This is a genomic window from Gallalistipes aquisgranensis (assembly GCF_014982715.1).
Lineage (GTDB): Bacteria > Bacteroidota > Bacteroidia > Bacteroidales > Rikenellaceae > Gallalistipes > Gallalistipes aquisgranensis.
The window spans coordinates 1,831,973-1,848,688 of the sequence record NZ_JADCJY010000001.1 but is presented as its reverse complement, the minus strand read 5'-3'; the positions used below and the strand labels follow the sequence as shown (position 1 = coordinate 1,848,688).

General features: G+C 61.3%; 13 protein-coding genes. 8 read left to right on the top strand and 5 right to left on the bottom strand.

Going from position 1 to position 16,716, the window contains the following annotated elements; all coding sequences use genetic code 11:
- Nucleotides 1-200 precede the first annotated feature (200 nt).
- The 5 genes from INF32_RS07455 to INF32_RS07435 are packed head-to-tail and all read left to right on the top strand — an operon-like array spanning nt 201 to nt 8,051.
- Nucleotides 201-1,388 (top strand): N-acetylmuramoyl-L-alanine amidase family protein, encoded by a 1,188-nt coding sequence (locus INF32_RS07455; RefSeq protein ID WP_226387719.1) that lies wholly within the window; start codon nt 201-203, stop codon nt 1,386-1,388.
- A 28-nt stretch (nt 1,389-1,416) separates the two neighbouring features.
- Complete coding sequence (locus INF32_RS07450; protein WP_226387718.1) at nt 1,417-2,364, top strand: MlaD family protein; 948 nt, start codon at nt 1,417-1,419, stop codon at nt 2,362-2,364.
- 4 nt (nt 2,365-2,368) lie between these two features.
- Entirely contained in the window at nt 2,369-4,864 is a 2,496-nt protein-coding gene (locus INF32_RS07445; protein WP_226387717.1) for an endonuclease MutS2, read from the top strand.
- 54 nt (nt 4,865-4,918) lie between these two features.
- Nucleotides 4,919-7,330, top strand: a complete 2,412-nt coding sequence (locus INF32_RS07440; RefSeq protein WP_226387716.1) for a bifunctional UDP-N-acetylmuramoyl-tripeptide:D-alanyl-D-alanine ligase/alanine racemase — start codon at nt 4,919-4,921, stop codon at nt 7,328-7,330.
- 4 nt (nt 7,331-7,334) lie between these two features.
- Entirely contained in the window at nt 7,335-8,051 is a 717-nt protein-coding gene (locus tag INF32_RS07435) for an SAM-dependent methyltransferase (RefSeq protein WP_226387715.1), read from the top strand.
- 173 nt (nt 8,052-8,224) lie between these two features.
- Here INF32_RS07435 and INF32_RS07430 read toward each other — a convergent pair whose 3' ends face one another.
- The gene (locus INF32_RS07430) at nt 8,225-10,381 is read right to left on the bottom strand and encodes a M3 family metallopeptidase (RefSeq protein WP_226387714.1); all 2,157 of its coding nucleotides are present in this window, start codon (nt 10,379-10,381) and stop codon (nt 8,225-8,227) included.
- Between the two features lie 55 nt (nt 10,382-10,436).
- Here INF32_RS07430 and INF32_RS07425 point away from each other — a divergent pair, with 55 nt between their 5' ends.
- The 3 genes from INF32_RS07425 to INF32_RS07415 are packed head-to-tail and all read left to right on the top strand — an operon-like array spanning nt 10,437 to nt 12,236.
- A complete protein-coding gene (locus tag INF32_RS07425) occupies nt 10,437-11,144 on the top strand; it encodes a 16S rRNA (uracil(1498)-N(3))-methyltransferase (protein WP_226387713.1) in 708 nt (235 codons plus the stop codon).
- A gap of 1 nt (nt 11,145) precedes the next feature.
- A complete protein-coding gene (locus INF32_RS07420; protein ID WP_226387712.1) occupies nt 11,146-11,715 on the top strand; it encodes a chromate transporter in 570 nt (189 codons plus the stop codon).
- Nucleotides 11,712-12,236 (top strand): chromate transporter, encoded by a 525-nt coding sequence (locus INF32_RS07415; protein WP_226387711.1) that lies wholly within the window; start codon nt 11,712-11,714, stop codon nt 12,234-12,236. The genes INF32_RS07420 and INF32_RS07415 overlap by 4 nt, the downstream gene beginning before the upstream one ends.
- Before the next feature lie 30 nt (nt 12,237-12,266).
- Here the strand turns inward: INF32_RS07415 and INF32_RS07410 are convergent, their stop codons facing one another.
- From INF32_RS07410 to INF32_RS07395, 4 genes are all read right to left on the bottom strand, one after another.
- Nucleotides 12,267-13,181 (bottom strand): class I SAM-dependent methyltransferase, encoded by a 915-nt coding sequence (locus INF32_RS07410; RefSeq protein WP_226387710.1) that lies wholly within the window; start codon nt 13,179-13,181, stop codon nt 12,267-12,269.
- An 11-nt stretch (nt 13,182-13,192) separates the two neighbouring features.
- Nucleotides 13,193-15,052: a peptidase U32 family protein gene (locus tag INF32_RS07405; RefSeq protein WP_226387709.1), complete on the bottom strand. Its 1,860-nt coding sequence runs from the start codon at nt 15,050-15,052 to the stop codon at nt 13,193-13,195.
- 129 nt (nt 15,053-15,181) lie between these two features.
- Nucleotides 15,182-16,162: a tetratricopeptide repeat protein gene (locus tag INF32_RS07400; protein ID WP_226387708.1), complete on the bottom strand. Its 981-nt coding sequence runs from the start codon at nt 16,160-16,162 to the stop codon at nt 15,182-15,184.
- Nucleotides 16,163-16,256: 94 nt separating this feature from the next.
- A complete protein-coding gene (locus INF32_RS07395) occupies nt 16,257-16,706 on the bottom strand; it encodes a nucleoside deaminase (RefSeq protein ID WP_226387707.1) in 450 nt (149 codons plus the stop codon).
- Nucleotides 16,707-16,716 lie beyond the last annotated feature (10 nt).

The following is a 16,716-nucleotide window of genomic DNA, read 5'->3' as shown; positions in this document are numbered from 1 at the left end:
GCGACAATGTGCAAAAATAACGCAGGGACAAAAAATAAAAGTATATGGCCGCGCGGGGAAAGTTGACTTTTGGAGAAGTTTTACTACCTTTGCCGACAAAGTCGGCAAAAACCCCTCGGAAGTGGCTCTCGACCGCATATCCGCGCCGTTTTACGGGGACAAAAATAGGTAAAAAAACGCAGATACTTAACTTTTCGCACATGAAAGTTTCGGCAAACGGATTTTTGGCGGCCCTGTCGCTTTTGTTCCTTGCGCAGCCTGCGGCGGAAGCCTCTGCGCAGGCCCCTGCGAAAGACCGGGCGAGCGTGCGGACGATCGTGCTCGATGCGGGTCATGGCGGGAAGGACCCCGGCACCACCTACCGGCAGTACCGGGAGAAGGACATCACCCTGAAGGTAGCCCTGCTGCTGGGGGGGATGATCGAGAAGAATCTGCCGGACGTGAAGGTGGTCTATACCCGCAAGACGGACGTGTACGTGGAGCTGGCCCGCCGGGGCGACATCGCCAACAAGGCGGGGGCGGACCTTTTCCTTTCGATCCATGTCGATGCGGCGACGTCGCCTTCCGCGGCGGGCTGTTCGACTTTCGTGATGAGCATGAGCAAGGTGAAGGCCAACCTGGACGTGGCCATGCGGGAGAACGACGTGGTCAGTTTCGAGGAGGACTACCGGGTGAAATACGAGGGGTACGAGCCCGGCTCGACCGAGAGTTTCATCATCTTTTCGCTGATGCAGCACGCTTATATTGACCAGAGCATGACCTTCGCCGAGATCGTGCAGAAGCATTACCGCCGGAACCAGACGGCGACGGACCGCGGGGCGCGGCAGGCTCCGTTCCTCGTGCTCTGGAAGACGGCTATGCCCAGCGTGCTGACCGAATTGGGTTTTCTTTCCAATGCCCGCGACCGGGCTTTCCTGCTTTCGGAGGCGGGGCAGCGCAAGGTGGCCCGTTCGCTGTTCAATGCCTTCAGCGAGTACAAGAGCCGGGTGGAAGGCCGGACGAAAACCGTGCAGTTGGGCGGCGAGCAGGACGATACGGTGACCGAGCGCAATACGGAGAGCGTGACGGAACGGATGCAGGAACGGACCGGAACCGGATCTTCCTCCGCGGCGGACGGGTCGGGAAAGATCACCTTCGCCGTGCAGGTGAAGATATCCTACGAACGGCTCGACCCGAACGACCGGGTGTTCGGGCCTTTCCGGGGCAAGGTTATTGAAAAGAAGATAGGAAAATACTACAAGTATTTCGTGGGGGAGAGCGGGTCGTACCGCGACGTGTCCGCCACGCAGCAGCGGGTGCGCCGGACGGTCAAGGACGCTTTCATGGTGGCCTTCCGGGACGGGAAGCCCATTGCGATGGCCGAAGCCCGCCGGCTTGCCGGCCAGTGAAACCAGGATAGGATAAAATTTGTTGTGCATGAAACTGAATATGAAACGTGAGGTGAAGATCGGGCTGTTCGCGGTGCTGATGCTGGTGTGCCTCTACTGGGGAGTCAATTTTCTGAAGGGGCGCGACCTGTTCAACATGAACAGCACTTATTACGCCACCTACGACCAGGTGAACGGCATACAGAACTCTTCGGCCATCAAGATCAAGGGGTTTAAGGTAGGTGCTGTGAGCAAGATCACCTACGATCCGGCCCGTTCGAGCAAGATCGTGCTGGAGCTGACCATCAAATCGAAATACAGAATTCCGGTCAATTCCGAGGCCCGCGTGTACAGCGACGGGATCATGGGGGGCAAGGCCATCGAGATCGAGATGGGGAACGCCGCGGACTATCTGCGCAGCGGCGATACGATCCGTTCGGCCGTGGACAAGGACTTTCTGGAGGTGGCCGGTTCCGAATTCGAGTTCCTGAAGCAGAGGGCCAACGAACTGGTGAACGAGATCACGGCCACGCTCCGTACGTTGAATACCCTGCTGGCGGAGAATTCGGCCAACGTGAATGCCACGATGGCCAATCTGGCGGAGATTTCCGGTTCGCTCAACGGGGTGATCGGCTCCGAAAGCAAGAGTTTGCGGGGGATCATTTCCAATATGAACGCGCTTTCCGAAAGCCTGAAGAACAATTCGTCGAGAATCGAGCACATCATCGCTAACGTGGACGGCTTTACCGATTCGCTCAGCCGGTCGGACATCCCCTCGGCGGTGGAGAACCTGAACGGTTCGCTGGCCCGGCTCGACGAGACGCTGAAGAAGGTGAACGAGGGCGACGGCACGCTGGGCCGGCTGGTCAACGATCCGGCCCTGTACGATTCGCTCACCGCGGCGAGCGGCAATCTGGCCCGCCTGCTGGAGGACCTGAAGGCTCATCCGGGACGGTATATACACATATCGGTGTTCGGCGGCAAAAAGGAGAAATAGACCGGTGATTTACCCTGCCAATTACGAATCGAAGATCGGGTTCGACCGGATAAGGGAGCAGATCGGTGCCCTGTGCACGACCCGTGCGGCCGTGCGCAAACTGGCGGAAGAGGGCTTCTCCTCACAGCCCGGGGTGGTGGCCGAAAGGCTGGCCCTGTGCGACGAGTTGCGTACGGCGCTGATGATGGAGAGCGACTTCCCCGGCGGGGAGTATGTCGATACCGATTCGCTGCTGCACAAGGTGGAGATCGCGGGGGCTTTCCTCGAGGTGGAGGAGATCGTGGCCCTGCGCCGTGCGCTGGTGGCCGTGCGCGATTTGGTGCAGTTTTTCGACAACCGGAGTGAGGAACAGTATCCGCGGCTGAAGGCTTTTTCTGCGGGGGTGAGCGGTTTTCCTGAGATTATCAACCATATTGATTCGCTGATCGACCGTTTCGGCAAGGTGAAGGACAGCGCCTCACCTGAATTGTTCGCCGTGCGCCGGGCCATCCGGGAACGGGAGGGGCAGGCTTCCAAGCGATTGCAGCAGATTCTGGCCCAGGCCCAGAGCGCGGGTGTGGTGGAGGCCGACGCTGCGGTGTCGATCCGCGACGGGCGCCCCGTGATTCCCGTTTCGGCTGCCAACAAGAAGAAACTGAAGGGATTCATCCACGACGAGTCGGCTACGGGCAAGACATTTTACATCGAGCCGGTCGAGGTGGTGGAGATCACCAACGAATTGCGCGAACTGGAGTATGAAGAGCGGCGCGAGGTGATCCGCATCCTTACGGCCTTCACCGAGATGCTGCGTCCGGAGATCGGTGCCATCGGCGCGTCGGGCGACTATCTTACGACGATCGACATGATCCGGGCCAAAGCCCGTTTCGCGCTTGAGAACGGCTGTGTGAAGCCGATTCTGTCGGAAGAGGGCGAACTCAACCTGCGCGGGGCCCGCCATCCCCTGCTGGCCCAGGCGCTGGCCCGCGAGGGGGGGAAGGTCGTGCCGCTCGACCTGCAGCTGACGCGGGAAAAACATATCCTGGTCATTTCGGGGCCCAACGCGGGCGGCAAGTCCGTCTGTCTGAAGACGGTGGGTCTGTTGCAATACATGTTTCAGTGCGGATTTCCGATTCCCGTGCTCGAGAATTCGGAGCTCCCTCTGTTCGGAAGTCTGTTCATTGATATCGGGGACGAACAGTCCATCGACAACGACCTGAGTACCTACTCCTCGCATCTGCTCAACATGAAGAACGTGCTGGCCCATGCCGACTCCCGGTCGCTGGTGCTCTTCGACGAGTTCGGGGGCGGCACGGAGCCGGTCATCGGCGGGGCGATCGCCGAGTCGATTCTCGAAAGGCTCGAGGCGCGGGGCTGTTTCGGGGTGATCACGACCCACTACTCCAATCTGAAATATTATGCCAGCGGGGCCGACGGGGTGCTCAACGGGGCGATGACCTTCGACGTGCAGAATATCCGGCCCCTGTTCCGGCTCGAGATGGGCAAGCCGGGCAGTTCGTTCGCCGTGGAGATCGCCCGCAAGATCGGACTGCCGGAGGAGATCATCCGTTCGGCCTCCGAGAAGGCGGGCAGCGACCATGTCAACATCGAGAAGCAGTTGAGGGAGATTGCCCGGGACAAGCGGTACTGGGAGCAGAAGCGCGACCGTATCCGCATCGCCGAGCGCAAGGTGGAGGAGCTGGAGGCGAAGTACGCCGAACAACTGATCCGGATCAAGCAGGAGCGGGCCCAGATCATGAAGCAGGCGCGCGAGGAGGCGGAACGGCTCACGGCAGAGGCGAACCGGCAGATCGAGAATACGATCCGCACGATCCGCGAGTCGCAGGCCGACAAGGAGAAGACCCGTTTCGTGCGCCGGGAGCTGGAGGTTTTCCGTGAATCCGTTGCCCGTCCCGAGGAGGACAAGGCGCAGCAGGACCGTATCGACCGGGAGATGGAAAAGCTGCTCCAACGCCAGAAGCAGCGGGCCGAGCGTCGGATGCGCCGGGGCGAGGAGGTCGCCGGAGAGGAGGAGCCGCAGCCTCAGAAGCCGCGCGAGATCGGGGTGGGCAGCAAGGTGCGCATCGCCGACCAGGAGACGCTGGGCGAGGTGGTGGCCATGAAGGGGCGCCGGGTGACGGTGGCTTTCGGACAGATACTGACCACGGTGGAAAAGGAACGGCTGGTGGCCGTGTCGAACGCCGAGTACAAGAAGCAGCAGCGGCAGCGGATGCCGATGGCCGCCGTGAGCGCCGGGGTGTCGGAACGCAAACTCAATTTCAGGCAGAATATCGACGTGCGGGGCATGCGGGCCGTCGAGGCGCTGGAGGCGGTGCAGAATTTCGTGGACGATGCCGTTATGGTGGGGGCCACGGAGCTGCGCATCCTGCACGGCAAGGGAACGGGGGCGCTGAAAGAGGAGATACGCCGTTATCTGCGTACTGTGCCGCTGGTCGCCAGCGCCGAGGACGAGCATGTGGAGTTGGGCGGCGCCGGCATCACGGTCGTAAGGCTCGATCTCTGACGGCAGCGCTTCGCGGCGGGATGACGGTTCGGAAAGGTTTAAAGGAATACCGATATGAAATATGCACTCAGTGAAATCGCCCGCATTTGCGGAGGAAAATTGACGGGAGCGGATCTGACGGTCTGCTCGGCGGCGACCGACAGCCGCAGTTTCACGCTCGGCGACCGGCCTCTGTTCGTGGCGATCGCGGGGGTGAACCATGACGGGCACGCCTATATCGCGGAGCTTTACTACCGGGGCGTGAGAGCCTTTATGGTGGAGCGCGACGTGCGGATGGACAGCTATCCGGAAGCGGGGTTCGTCCGTGTGGAGAGTTCGGTGGCGGCCCTTCAGTCGCTGGCGGCCGACTACCGGAGCCGTTTCCGCGGTATCGTGGTGGGGATTACGGGGAGTAACGGCAAGACGGTGGTCAAGGAGTGGATCGCCCAGCTTTGTCCGCCGGGGGTGAAACTGTTCCGCAGCCCCAAAAGCTACAATTCGCAGATCGGCGTCCCCCTTTCGGTGCTGATGATCGAGGGGGACGAACAGATCGCGCTGATCGAGGCGGGTATTTCGCAGCCGGGCGAAATGGCTCGGCTGGAGCGGATCGTCCGGCCCGATGTCGGTGTCATCACTACGCTCGGGGATGCCCATCAGGAGCATTTCCGGAATTTGCAGCATAAGCTGGAGGAGAAGCTGCACCTGTTCCGTGCGGCGCGGACGATCCTTTACAGCAGCCATTATCCCCAGGTCGAGGAGCAGCTTCTCTATCAGGTTGCCGAAGCCCGCCGGCATCCGGACGGGGAAATCGTCCCCCGGCTGTTCGATGCCGCGAAGACGGATGTCGGCAGCGGGTTCCCGGACCGGGCTTCGCAGGAGGACGCTGCGCTGGCCGTGGCCCTGTACGATGTGCTGGGATACGACCGGGACGAGGTCCGTTCGCGTCTGGGCGGCCTGCAGCCCGTGGCCATGCGGCTGGAACTGAAGGACGGGCTGAACGGATCGCTGATCGTGAACGATTCCTACAATTCGGATGTCAATTCGCTCTCCATTGCGCTTGACTACTTGCGCAGTGTGGCGGGCGAACGGCCGCAGACGCTGATCCTTTCGGACATTCTCCAGAGCGGCTACACGGAGGAGGAGCTCTATTCGAAGGTGGCCCACATGATGGAGGCCACGGGTGTGGACCATCTGATCGGGATAGGTACCCGTATCCGGGAGTATGCCCCGCTTTTTCCCCGCGGGTCGGAGTTCTACCCGACGACGGATGCTTTCCTGGGTGCCGTGACGCGGGAGAGCGTGGCGGGCCGGGCCATTCTTATCAAGGGCAACCGTTCCTCGCAGTTCGAGCGTGTCAGTCATGCCCTCCAGCTCAAGAGCCACACGACGAAGCTCGAGGTTGATCTGGACGCCATGATCCACAACCTGAACGTGTGTCGGGCCAAGTTGAAGCCCCATACGCGTCTGATGGCGATGGTAAAGGCTTCGGGGTACGGACACGGGGGGTATGAGGTCGCCAACATGCTCCAGCACCAGGGGGTGCATTATCTGGCAGTGGCTTTCGCGGACGAGGGAGTGGCCCTGAGGGAGCGGGGCATTTCGATGCCGGTCGTGGTGCTGAATGCCGATGCGGACAGCTTCGAACTGATGATCGCCCACGGACTCGAGCCCGAGATATACAGTTTTTCTTCGTTGCATGCCTTTGCCGATGAGTTGAAACGGCACGGAGAGCGGGACTATCCGATCCATGTGAAGCTCGACACGGGAATGCACCGGCTCGGTTTCGTCGAGGGGGAGATCGTCCGGCTGCTGGAGGAGATCGCCGGGTATGGCCGCTTGGTCAAGGTGCAGAGCGTGTTTTCGCACTTCGCCGTTTCGGACGAGGTGTCGGAAGATGCGTTCACCCGGGAACAGCTCGCCCGTTTCGAGGAGATGAGCGGACGGATCGTGGAGGCGCTTCCCTACAAGGTGTTGCGGCATATCGCCAACAGCGCGGCGATCGAACGTTTTCCTGAGGCCCAGTACGATATGTGCCGGCTGGGAATCGGGCTGTACGGCGTGGCTGCCACACAGCAGGGACAGTCCGAACTGTGCCGCGTGGCCGTGCTCAAGAGCCGTATCGTGCAGATCAAGGAGCTCGATCCATCGCAGACCGTGGGGTACGGACGGGCCGGACGGCTCGCACGCCCGACGCGGACGGCGACCGTGCCGATCGGTTATGCCGACGGGCTCGACCGTCACCTGGGATGCGGCCGCTGGGCCTTCCGGGTGAACGGGAAGCCGGCCCCGATCGTGGGGCGCGTTTGCATGGACACCTGCATGGTGGATGTGACGGACATCGAATGTCGGGAAGGAGACGAAGCGGTCGTTTACGGCGGGGGGCCGGGAAACGGGGTCGAAGACATGGCCCGGGTGCTGGATACGATTCCCTATGAGATTATGACCTCCGTTTCGACCCGGGTGAAGCGGGTCTATCTGAAGGAGTAGTGCGATGGACGGGAAAGGAACCCTCTATATGATTCCCTGTCCGATCGGGGAGGGCGGCGATCCGTACGACGTGCTGCCGCTGCATAACCGCGAGGTGATCCGCTCGCTGGATTATTTCGTGGTGGAGAACGCGCGGACGGCGCGGCGGTTTCTGAGCCGGGCCGGGATCGGAAAGCCGATCGCGGAGCTGGAGATGGCCGAACTGAACGAACATACGCCTCCGCAGGAGGTGGAAGGATTGCTGGAACCCTTGTTGGAGGGGCGCGACGGGGGAATGATTTCCGAAGCAGGTGTGCCGGGCGTAGCCGATCCTGGAGCCGATCTGGCGGCTTTGTGTCACCGGCACGGTATCCGTGTGGTGCCGCTGGTGGGTCCTTCGTCGATCCTGCTGGCACTCATGGCTTCGGGGCTGAACGGGCAGTCGTTCGCCTTCAACGGGTACCTGCCCGTCAAACCGCCCGAACGGGCGCGGGCGATCCGTCATTACGAACGGAGGGCACTTGCCGAGGGACAGTCGCAGATCTTTATCGAAGCCCCGTACCGGAATGCGAAGCTGCTGGACGAATTGTTCGCCGTCTGCCAGCCGGAGACCCGCCTGACGGTGGCCGCCGATCTGCTGGAGCCCGGCGAATATGTCCGTACGGCGACCGTGAGGGAGTGGAAGGCCGCTCCCCGTCCGCAGATCAATAAGCGTCCGGCGATTTTCATTTTGGGAAAGTGACGGGACGGCGGAGACCGATTCCCGGAGAAAGACCGGGTTTTGGTCCGGAATGTCTGAAACCGCCGGCGTCGTCTGTCGGGGGAGAGTAGGGTGATCGTCGGGATTTTCCGATATGAGAAGCGGGGCAGTCTTCCGACAAGGAAGACTGCCCCGCTTTGGAATGTCGTAAGCCGTTATGCTCCGGCGGGACGGGAGGTTTCGCTGCTCTCCCCGATCAGTCCCCGTGCCCGGAGCAGGGGTTCGCGGGAGGGTTCCTGCCCCCGGAAATTCCGGTACAGGGTCATGCCGTCGGCCGTACCGCCTTTCGAAAGTACCTCGCGGCGGAATCGGAGCGCCACGTCGCGGTTGAAGATGTCGCCCGTCTCGGCGAAAGCCCGGTAGGCATCCTTGTCGAGCACCTCGGACCAGATGTAGCCGTAATATCCGGCCGAGTATCCTCCGTCGAAGATGTGGCTGAAATAGGGATAGCGGTAGCGCGGTTCGATTTCGGGAATCAGGCCCCGTTTTTCGGACAGGGACTTTTTCTCGAAGGCGTTCACGTCGAGCGGAGCGTATTCGGAGAGGTTGTGGATGTCCATGTCGGTGTAGGAGGCGGCCAGGTATTCGACCGTGGCGAATCCCTGGTTGAACAGCTTGCTGTTCTGGATTTTTTCGATCAGACGGTCGGGGATGGGGTTGCCCGTCTGGTGGTGCAGGGCGTACCGGCGGAGCAGTTCCGGTTCGAAGGCCCAGTTCTCCATGATCTGGGAAGGGAGTTCCACGAAATCGTGTTCCACCGAGGCCAGTCCGTCGTATTTCACGTCGAGGAAGAAGTTGTGCAGGGCGTGGCCGAATTCATGGAAGAACGTTGCCGTTTCGTCCAGGTTGAGCAGGTCCGGCCGGTTGGCTGAAGTGGGGCGCGTGAAGTTGCAGACGATGCTCACCACGGGCGAGATGCGTTTGCCTTCGGCGTCGTACGACTGGTCGCGGAACGTGCCGCACCAGGCTCCGACCGATTTGCCGTCGCGGGGGAAGAAGTCGAGGTAGAGGACCCCCAGGTGGGAGTTGTCCATGTCGAGCACTTCGTAGACGTGACATTCGCTGTTGTACACGGGAGCCGTCACGGGGCGGAACGTGAGGCCGTAGAGACGGTTGCTCAGCATGAAGATGCCGTTGCGCACGTTTTCCAGTGAAAAATAGGGGCGTAGCGCCTCCTCGTCGAGGTCGTACTCGGCCTTGCGTACCTTTTCAGCGTAATACCACCAGTCCCACGAGGCGAAATCGTCGCTGCCGGTCTCCTGCTTGCGGATTTTTTTCATGTCGGCCAACTCGTCCATCGCGCGGCGCAGGGCCGGTTTCCAGAGGTCGTCGAGCAGGGAATAGACGTTTTCGGGTGTCTGGGCCATCTCGTCGTCGAGCACGAATGCTGCGTGGGAGGAATAGCCCAGCAGACGGGCCCGTTCGGTACGTAGCCGGACCATGTCGTTCACCACCTGTTTGTTGTCCGTTTCGTTGCCGTAGTTGCAGCGGTCGAGGTAGCCCTTGTAGAGTTTTTCGCGCAGGTCGCGGCGTTCGGCGTGGGTGAGGAAGGGGATCAGGCTCGGCTTGCCGAGGGTGAATACCCACTGTCCCGGTTTCCCGCTCTTTTCCGCCGCCGCTGCGGCCGCCGTCACTACGTCGGTCGGAAGGCCCGCGATGCCCGACGAGTCCACCGCAAGGGTGAATGCCTTGTTCTCCGACAGCAGGTTGTTGCCGAATTTTACCTGCAACAGGGATAGTTCTCCGTTGATCTGCTGGAGACGTTGTTTCTTGTCGGGGGTGAGCAGGGCGCCGGAACGGACGAACTCCTTGTAGGTCTTTTCGGTCAACCGTTTGCGGAGCGGGTCGGGCTCGGAGGAGACTGCGTCGTACACCGCCTTTACGCGGGAGAAGAGGGCTTCGTCGTGCATGATTCCGTCCGAGTGGGCGGAAAGCATCGGGGATACCTTCTCCTGTACGGCCTGCATTTCGGGATTGTTGTCCGCGGCCGCCACCATGAAAAAGACGTTTGCGATGCGGGCGAGCTGTCTGCCGCTGCGGTCGTAGGCCAGGATCGTGTTTTCGAACGAGGGAGCCTCGGGGTTCGAGGCGATCGAGTCGATCTCCGCGGTGTGCCGGGCGATGGCCTCTTCGAAAGCCGGCAGGTAGTGGCGGGTCTCGATCCGGTCGAAAGGCGGAACGCCGAAGGGGGTTTCCCATTCGGAAAGCAGGGGGTTGGGCCCGTCGGGGGTGTGGTTCCTGCAGGAAATAAGCGTGGTCGTCATAGGGAGAATCAGAAAGAGCGCGATGAGACGCGGCATCGTCATTTTCATACTTAATTGGACAATTTTTTGTTTCTTTGCAAAGATAAAATTAATTCGAAATAAAATGCAACTGTTTTATGCGCCCGACATGACCCTGCCCCGCTACGTGCTGGGGGAGGAGGAGAGCCGCCATTGCGTGCGGGTGCTCCGTCTGGGGGCGGGCGATCCGCTGCACCTGACCGACGGCCGGGGCAACCTCTACCGGGCCCGGGTGGTCGATGCCGATCCGCGGCGCTGCACGGTGGAGGTGGTCGAAACCTTTCCCGAGTTCGAGAAGCGGGGCTGGGGCCTTACGATGGCCGTGGCTCCGACCAAGAACGTCGAGCGGTTCGAGTGGTTCCTGGAGAAGGCCACTGAGATCGGAGTGGACCGGATCGTGCCCCTGCTCTGCGCCCGTTCGGAACGCAAGGTCGTCAAGCACGAGCGGGAGGAGAAGGTGATCACGAGTGCCGTGAAACAGTCGCTCAAGGCCTATCATCCCGTGTTGGAGGGGATGACCCCGTTCCGGAAGCTGGTCGCCCGGCCGTTCGACGGGGTGAAACTGATCGCCCACTGCGATAAGAACGGACCGGAGCGCAAATTATTGGGCGAATATGTCCGTCCGGGCGACAATGTGCTGATTCTGATCGGACCGGAAGGGGATTTTTCTCCGGAGGAGGTGGCGTTTGCCCGGGAGAACGGGTTCCGGGAGCTGTCGCTCGGGCAGAGCCGTCTGCGTACGGAGACGGCGGCCGTGGCGGCGGTCGTCTCCGTGGCCTTTATCAACCAATAGGATGGAACGGACGAAGATGCAGGACGGGGGTGCGATGTGGTGGAGGCTCTTCACCTCGTTTTTCAAGATCGGGGTGTTCACCTTCGGGGGAGGTTACGCGATGATTCCGCTCATCGAGCGGGAGATCATCGACCGCCGGGGATGGGTGGAGCGGCAGCAGTTTCTGGAGCTGCTCACGCTGGCACAGTCGGCTCCGGGACCTATTTCGCTGAATACGTCGGTTTTCGTGGGTTACCGGCTGGACGGTTGCCGCGGGGCGGTGGCTTCGATCCTGGGGGTGGTGATCCCTTCGTTCGTCATCATTCTGCTGATCGCCTTGTTCTTCACCGAGATACGGCACAACCGCGTGGTGGAGGCCGCCTTCAAGGGGATGCGGCCGGCGGTGGTGGCGCTGATCGTGGCTCCGATCCTGGGACTGACCCGGGGAATGGGGTTCAGGCGCATCCTGCTGGCGCTGGTTGCCGCCGCCGTGGTGTGGAGGTTGGGCATGTCGCCGATCTGGTGTATCGTGCTGGGGGCCGCGGGAGGCATACTATGGACCTTTTATCACTGTAAACGGGAAAAGCGATGATCTACCTGCAATTGTTCTATGTCTATCTGAAGATCGGGTTCTTCGGCTTCGGAGGCGGGTATGCCATGCTGTCGCTGATCCAGAACGAGATCGTGGTGCGGAACGGATGGCTCACCAATGCCGAGCTGGCCGACATCATCGCCATTTCGCAGATGACGCCCGGGCCGATCGCCATCAACAGTGCCACCTACATCGGCTACACCGTGACCGGGAATATCTGGGGCTCGATGCTGGCCACGGTCGCCGTCTGCCTGCCGTCGCTGACCATCATGCTGGCCGTCACGCGGTTCTATCTCAAGTTGCGGAACAACCGTTACGTGACGGGTGCCATGGCTGGCATGCAGCCCATGGTGATCGGGATGATCGTCGCGGCGGCCCTGATCCTGCTGACGCCCGATACGTTCATCGACTGGAAAAGCTGGGTGATTTTCGGGCTCTGTTTCGTGCTGTCGGTGCGGAAAGTCAATCCGATCCTGCTGATCGTCGCTTCGGGTGTGGCGGGAGTCGTGCTGTATTACTGACGGCCGGAGGAAAATTCCCTCCCCGGTCCGTCAGTTCCTGAAAAAACGGTAGTAGACACCCAGCGGAAGGGCTTTCCCGGCCCGGTCGGTGAAGTAGAGTTCGCCGAACTGTTCGTCGGCCGCGGGGCCGAACAGTTGGTTGACGGCGCTTTTGGCCAGCAGGGCCGAGAGCCCCATCGAATAGAGATTCAGTACGAGGAATGAAGGCCCCGGGGCGAGCAGGCGGCTGCACAGGCCGAGCAGTTCGGTGATCTGCTCCTCCAGAATCCACCGTTCGCCTTCCGGTCCCCGTCCGTAGGCCGGGGGATCGAGGATCAGTCCTTCGTAGATGCGGCCCCGTTTCACTTCGCGGCGCACGAATTTCAGCGCGTCGTCCACGATCCAGCGAATGCCGTCGAGCCCGCTGGCCTCCATGTTCTCCCGCGACCAGCTGACCACCTGTTTCACTGAATCGACATGGGTGACCTCCGCCCCCGCGGCACAGGCGGCCAGCGAGGCGCCTCCCGTGTAGGCGAAAAGGTTGAGAACGCGGGGACGGCCGGGAGTTTCGCTCCGGGAGGTTCCCGCGGCGATTCTCCGTACACTGTCGTAGATGAAGTTCCAGTTTTCGGCTTGCTCCGGAAAGAGGCCCACGTGTTTGAAGGAGGTGAGGCCCAGCCGCATGCGCAGCGACATTTCCCGGTAGCGGTATTCCACGGACCAGCGGTCGGACATGCGCGGCGGACAGATCCATTCGCCCCGATCCTCGCTGCGTCCTTCGCGGCGGAACGTGCAGTCGGCCAGCCGCCGCCACTCCTCCTCCGGGAGCGATTTCTCCCAGATGGCCTGGGGTTCGGGACGGCGGAGCGTGCGGGAACCGAAGCGCTCCAGTTTCTCGAAACGGCCGCTGTCGATCAGTTCGTAGTCTTTCCAAAGGGTGGGGGTGAGCAGGTCGGGTGCTTTCATGAAAACGGGGTTTACGGGCGTTTGTCGCCGGGAGATTCGTCGTAGAGATGCATGAGGCACCGGGCGCAGTCGAATTCGAGACGGTAGCGTCTGGTGCCGCGTAGCAGGTAGAGCGGCTCTTTCCATTCGGTTTTTCCGCGCAGGCACTGCCCCGTTTCGCGCCGGATGCAATAGCTGCTGGTCATCACCCGGCTGCCGGAGGTGGTGGCCTCCAGGTCGAGGCCCGGCTCGATCCGTGTCGCGCCGTGGTCGCGGTAGAACCGTTCGGCCAGCGGGTTCGTGACGTTGTACTCGGGGCCCAGCCGGGTGTCGGGGCAGGGGAACGAAGTGTCCTCCTTTTTCGGTTTCTTGCGGGAAAGCCGGTCGAGCCGGGACCGGAGTAGAAGGTCGAGGGCCGTCCGCCGCAGTTCGTTCACGGCGGAAGAGGGGAGGAACGGCGGGATGTCGTCTGGCAGTTCGACATTCCGTACGGCGAAGACCGTGTCGCCGCTTTTGGCGGTTTGGCTTCGCAGGAGCGACCGCATCTTTTCCGGGTTTTGTGCCGGGTCGAAGGGGCCGGGAAGCGTCGCTTCGGCTTCGGCGCCCGTTTCGTCGCGCAGGTGCAGGGTGAGCGTACGGCCGTTCCATTCGAACCGGGCGTATGCGTCGATCGTGCGTCGCACCCTGCTTCGTTCCACGGCCGATGAGAAACGGCGGTCGTAGTTGCGGTAGAGCATGACGCCGGGCAGGATGCCCTCCATGCGGTTCGGGTAGATTCTTTCCCCGTCCGTGCGGTTGACGTTCGTGCCGGAGAGTTCGCCCCGGTAGAGAAAGCAGATGCCGTCGCCGGGAAGGGTTTCGGCCCTGTTCTCGAGCGTGAAGAAATCCCTGCCCGTTTTCGCCACCCGTCCCAGCGGGGCGCCTGTGGCTTTGGGCGTGTCGAACGAGGCTACCCGGTAGAGTTTCCCTTCCTGCGAAGGTTTCCGTGCGTCGAAGTAGTAACGGGTGAATCCCCGCGTGAAACTGCGTGCGGGATCGGGTTCGAAATCGGGTATGCTGTTCCCTGCCGAGGCGCGGACGAGACCGGGCCGGTCGGCGATGATCCGGTCGAGACGGCGGCGGTAGTGGGCGACCGTGTTTTTCACATAGACGGTGTCCTTGAGGCGTCCTTCGATCTTGAAGGAGTCGACACCCGCGTCGATCAGCGCTTCGAGACGGTCGGAGAGGTTCAGATCGCCGACCGAAAGCAGGTGTTTGCCCGGGATGAGGACGCGGCCCGAGGCGTCTGTCAGGTCGTAGGGCAGGCGGCAGGCCTGCGTGCATTCGCCCCGGTTGCCGCTGCGGGGAGACTGGCTGCGGCTCAGGTAACACCGGCCACTGTATCCCACGCAGATGGCGCCGTGGACGAAGCATTCCAGCGGAACGCGGGTGGCGGAGCGGATCGCCCGGATTTCGTCCAGCGAGAGGCCCCGTTCGAGGATGACGCGCGAAAAGCCGCAGGCCTCCAGGAAACGGACGCCTTCGGGAGTGGTGTTGCAGGTCTGCGTGGAGGCGTGGAGTTCTACCGGAAGGTCCATGCGGCGGAAAGCCATGTCCTGGACGATCAGGGCATCGACGCCGGCTCCGCACAGCTCCCGGGCCGTGCGGGCCGCCTCGTCCAGTTCGTCGGCATAGACGAGGGTGTTGAGCGTGGCATGTACCCTCACTCCGTAGGCGTGGGCATACTCCACCAGCCGGGCCACCTCCTCCGTGGAGTTGGCGGCGGCGCGGCGGGCCCCGAAACGCGCTCCGCCTATGTAGAGGGCGTCGGCGCCGAAATCCACGGCGGCCTGTCCGGAGGCGTAGTCGCGTGCCGGAGCCAGCAGTTCTATTTCCCGTAACGGTTCGTTCACGGGGCAAAGATAGTAAAAGGAATGTTAAAATGACGGAAGACCTTGTCCGGACGGAGAAAGGAACCGCCTCCGGGCATAAAAAAACTGCGGCTGAAAGAAGCCGCAGTTTTTATCGAGTCGTTCGTCGTGCTATTTGCTCAGCAGCGTGATCTGTGCTTTGGCCGTCTCGACGTTGCCTCCGGCCGTCACCTTCTTGTAGGTTTCGATCGCTTTGGCCTTGTTCTCCTTGTTCTGGTAGGCGGCACCCAGCAGGAAGTAGGCGTCCGACTTCAGTTCGGGAGTGGGCTGCAGTTCGGCGGCGGCATCGCCCAAGGCGATCACCTTGTCCCAGTCCTTCATGTTGGTGGCGGTCTGCAGGCGCAGCAGATTGCCCTGGGCATTGGTCGAGTCGATGGCGACGATATGGTCGGCCAGTTTCATGATCTCGTCGTATTTCTTCTCTTCGGCCAGCTTGGGAACGTTGAGCATCAGGTAGTAAACCACCTTCTCCTTGGCCGTGGCGGCATCCGCTTTGTATTTGCTGTGTTTGCTCTCCAGTGCGATGATGTTCTTGTAGACATCCAGCCCCTTGTTCATGTAGGTCGTGTCGTTCAGCCCCAGTTCGCAGTAGCTCATGGCCAGGTTCAGCCCCAGTTTCGTGTCGTTGGGGTTGGCCGCGTAGCCTTTGGCGAAGATTTCGGCGGCTTTCGCATAGTCTTTGGCGTTGAATGCGCTGGCGCCCATCGCCGTATAGACCTGCGAAATCATCCGTTTCGCGTTGTTGGCCGTGGAGAGGTCGCCGTACAGTTCGCCCATTTCCGAGGCCTTCGTCAGATCGGCCACGGCAGCCTCGAACTGGCTGCCTTTGGCTGCGGCCATCGCTTTGTAAAAATAACATTTCGGAAGCAGTTTCTGGGCGTTCTGTACCGTGGCCAGAGCGTCCGGACCCACCTTGACCCCCATGTCGATGGTCTCCTGCAGGACGGGAATCGCTTCGGCAAATTTCTTTCCGTTGATCAGTTCGGCAGCGGCATTGAATTTCTTACCCACGTCGGTCGCCGTCTGTGCGCTCAGGCTTCCGATTGTAAACAAGGCGGCACAAACCGCCAGCATCATTTTTACTCGCTTCATCGTTCGGTTTTTACTATTAATGATTATTATTCGATTTTTATCCCCTGTTAAGGCTTTCACACAAAATTAAATGATTTATCCTGAAATTCCAAAGTCAGTCCCTAAGTTTTTTGAAGAAGCGGGCGACCAGTTCGCTGCACTCCCGCTGCAATACTCCGGTAACGATCTCTGTGCGAGGGTGTAATACTTCGCGGCCCAGCCGCATGAAGCCCCGCTTGGGATCGTCGGCGCCCCACACGATGCGCCCGACCTGGCTCCAGGCACACGCTCCGGCACACATGACGCAGGGTTCCACGGTGACGTAAAGCGTGCAGTCGCCGAGGTACTTGCCGCCCAGTGCGGCGGAGGCGGCGGTGAGAGCCTGCATTTCGGCATGGGCCGTGGCGTCGCCCAGCGACTCGACCAGGTTATGGCCGCGTCCGATCACCATCCCTCCGCTGACAACAACCGCGCCGATGGGCACTTCCTCCTTCGAAAGGGCCTTTTCCGCCTCTGCGAGTGCCTGACGCATAAAAATTTCGTCGGTTTTCTGTTCCGTCTCCATGAAAATTCCT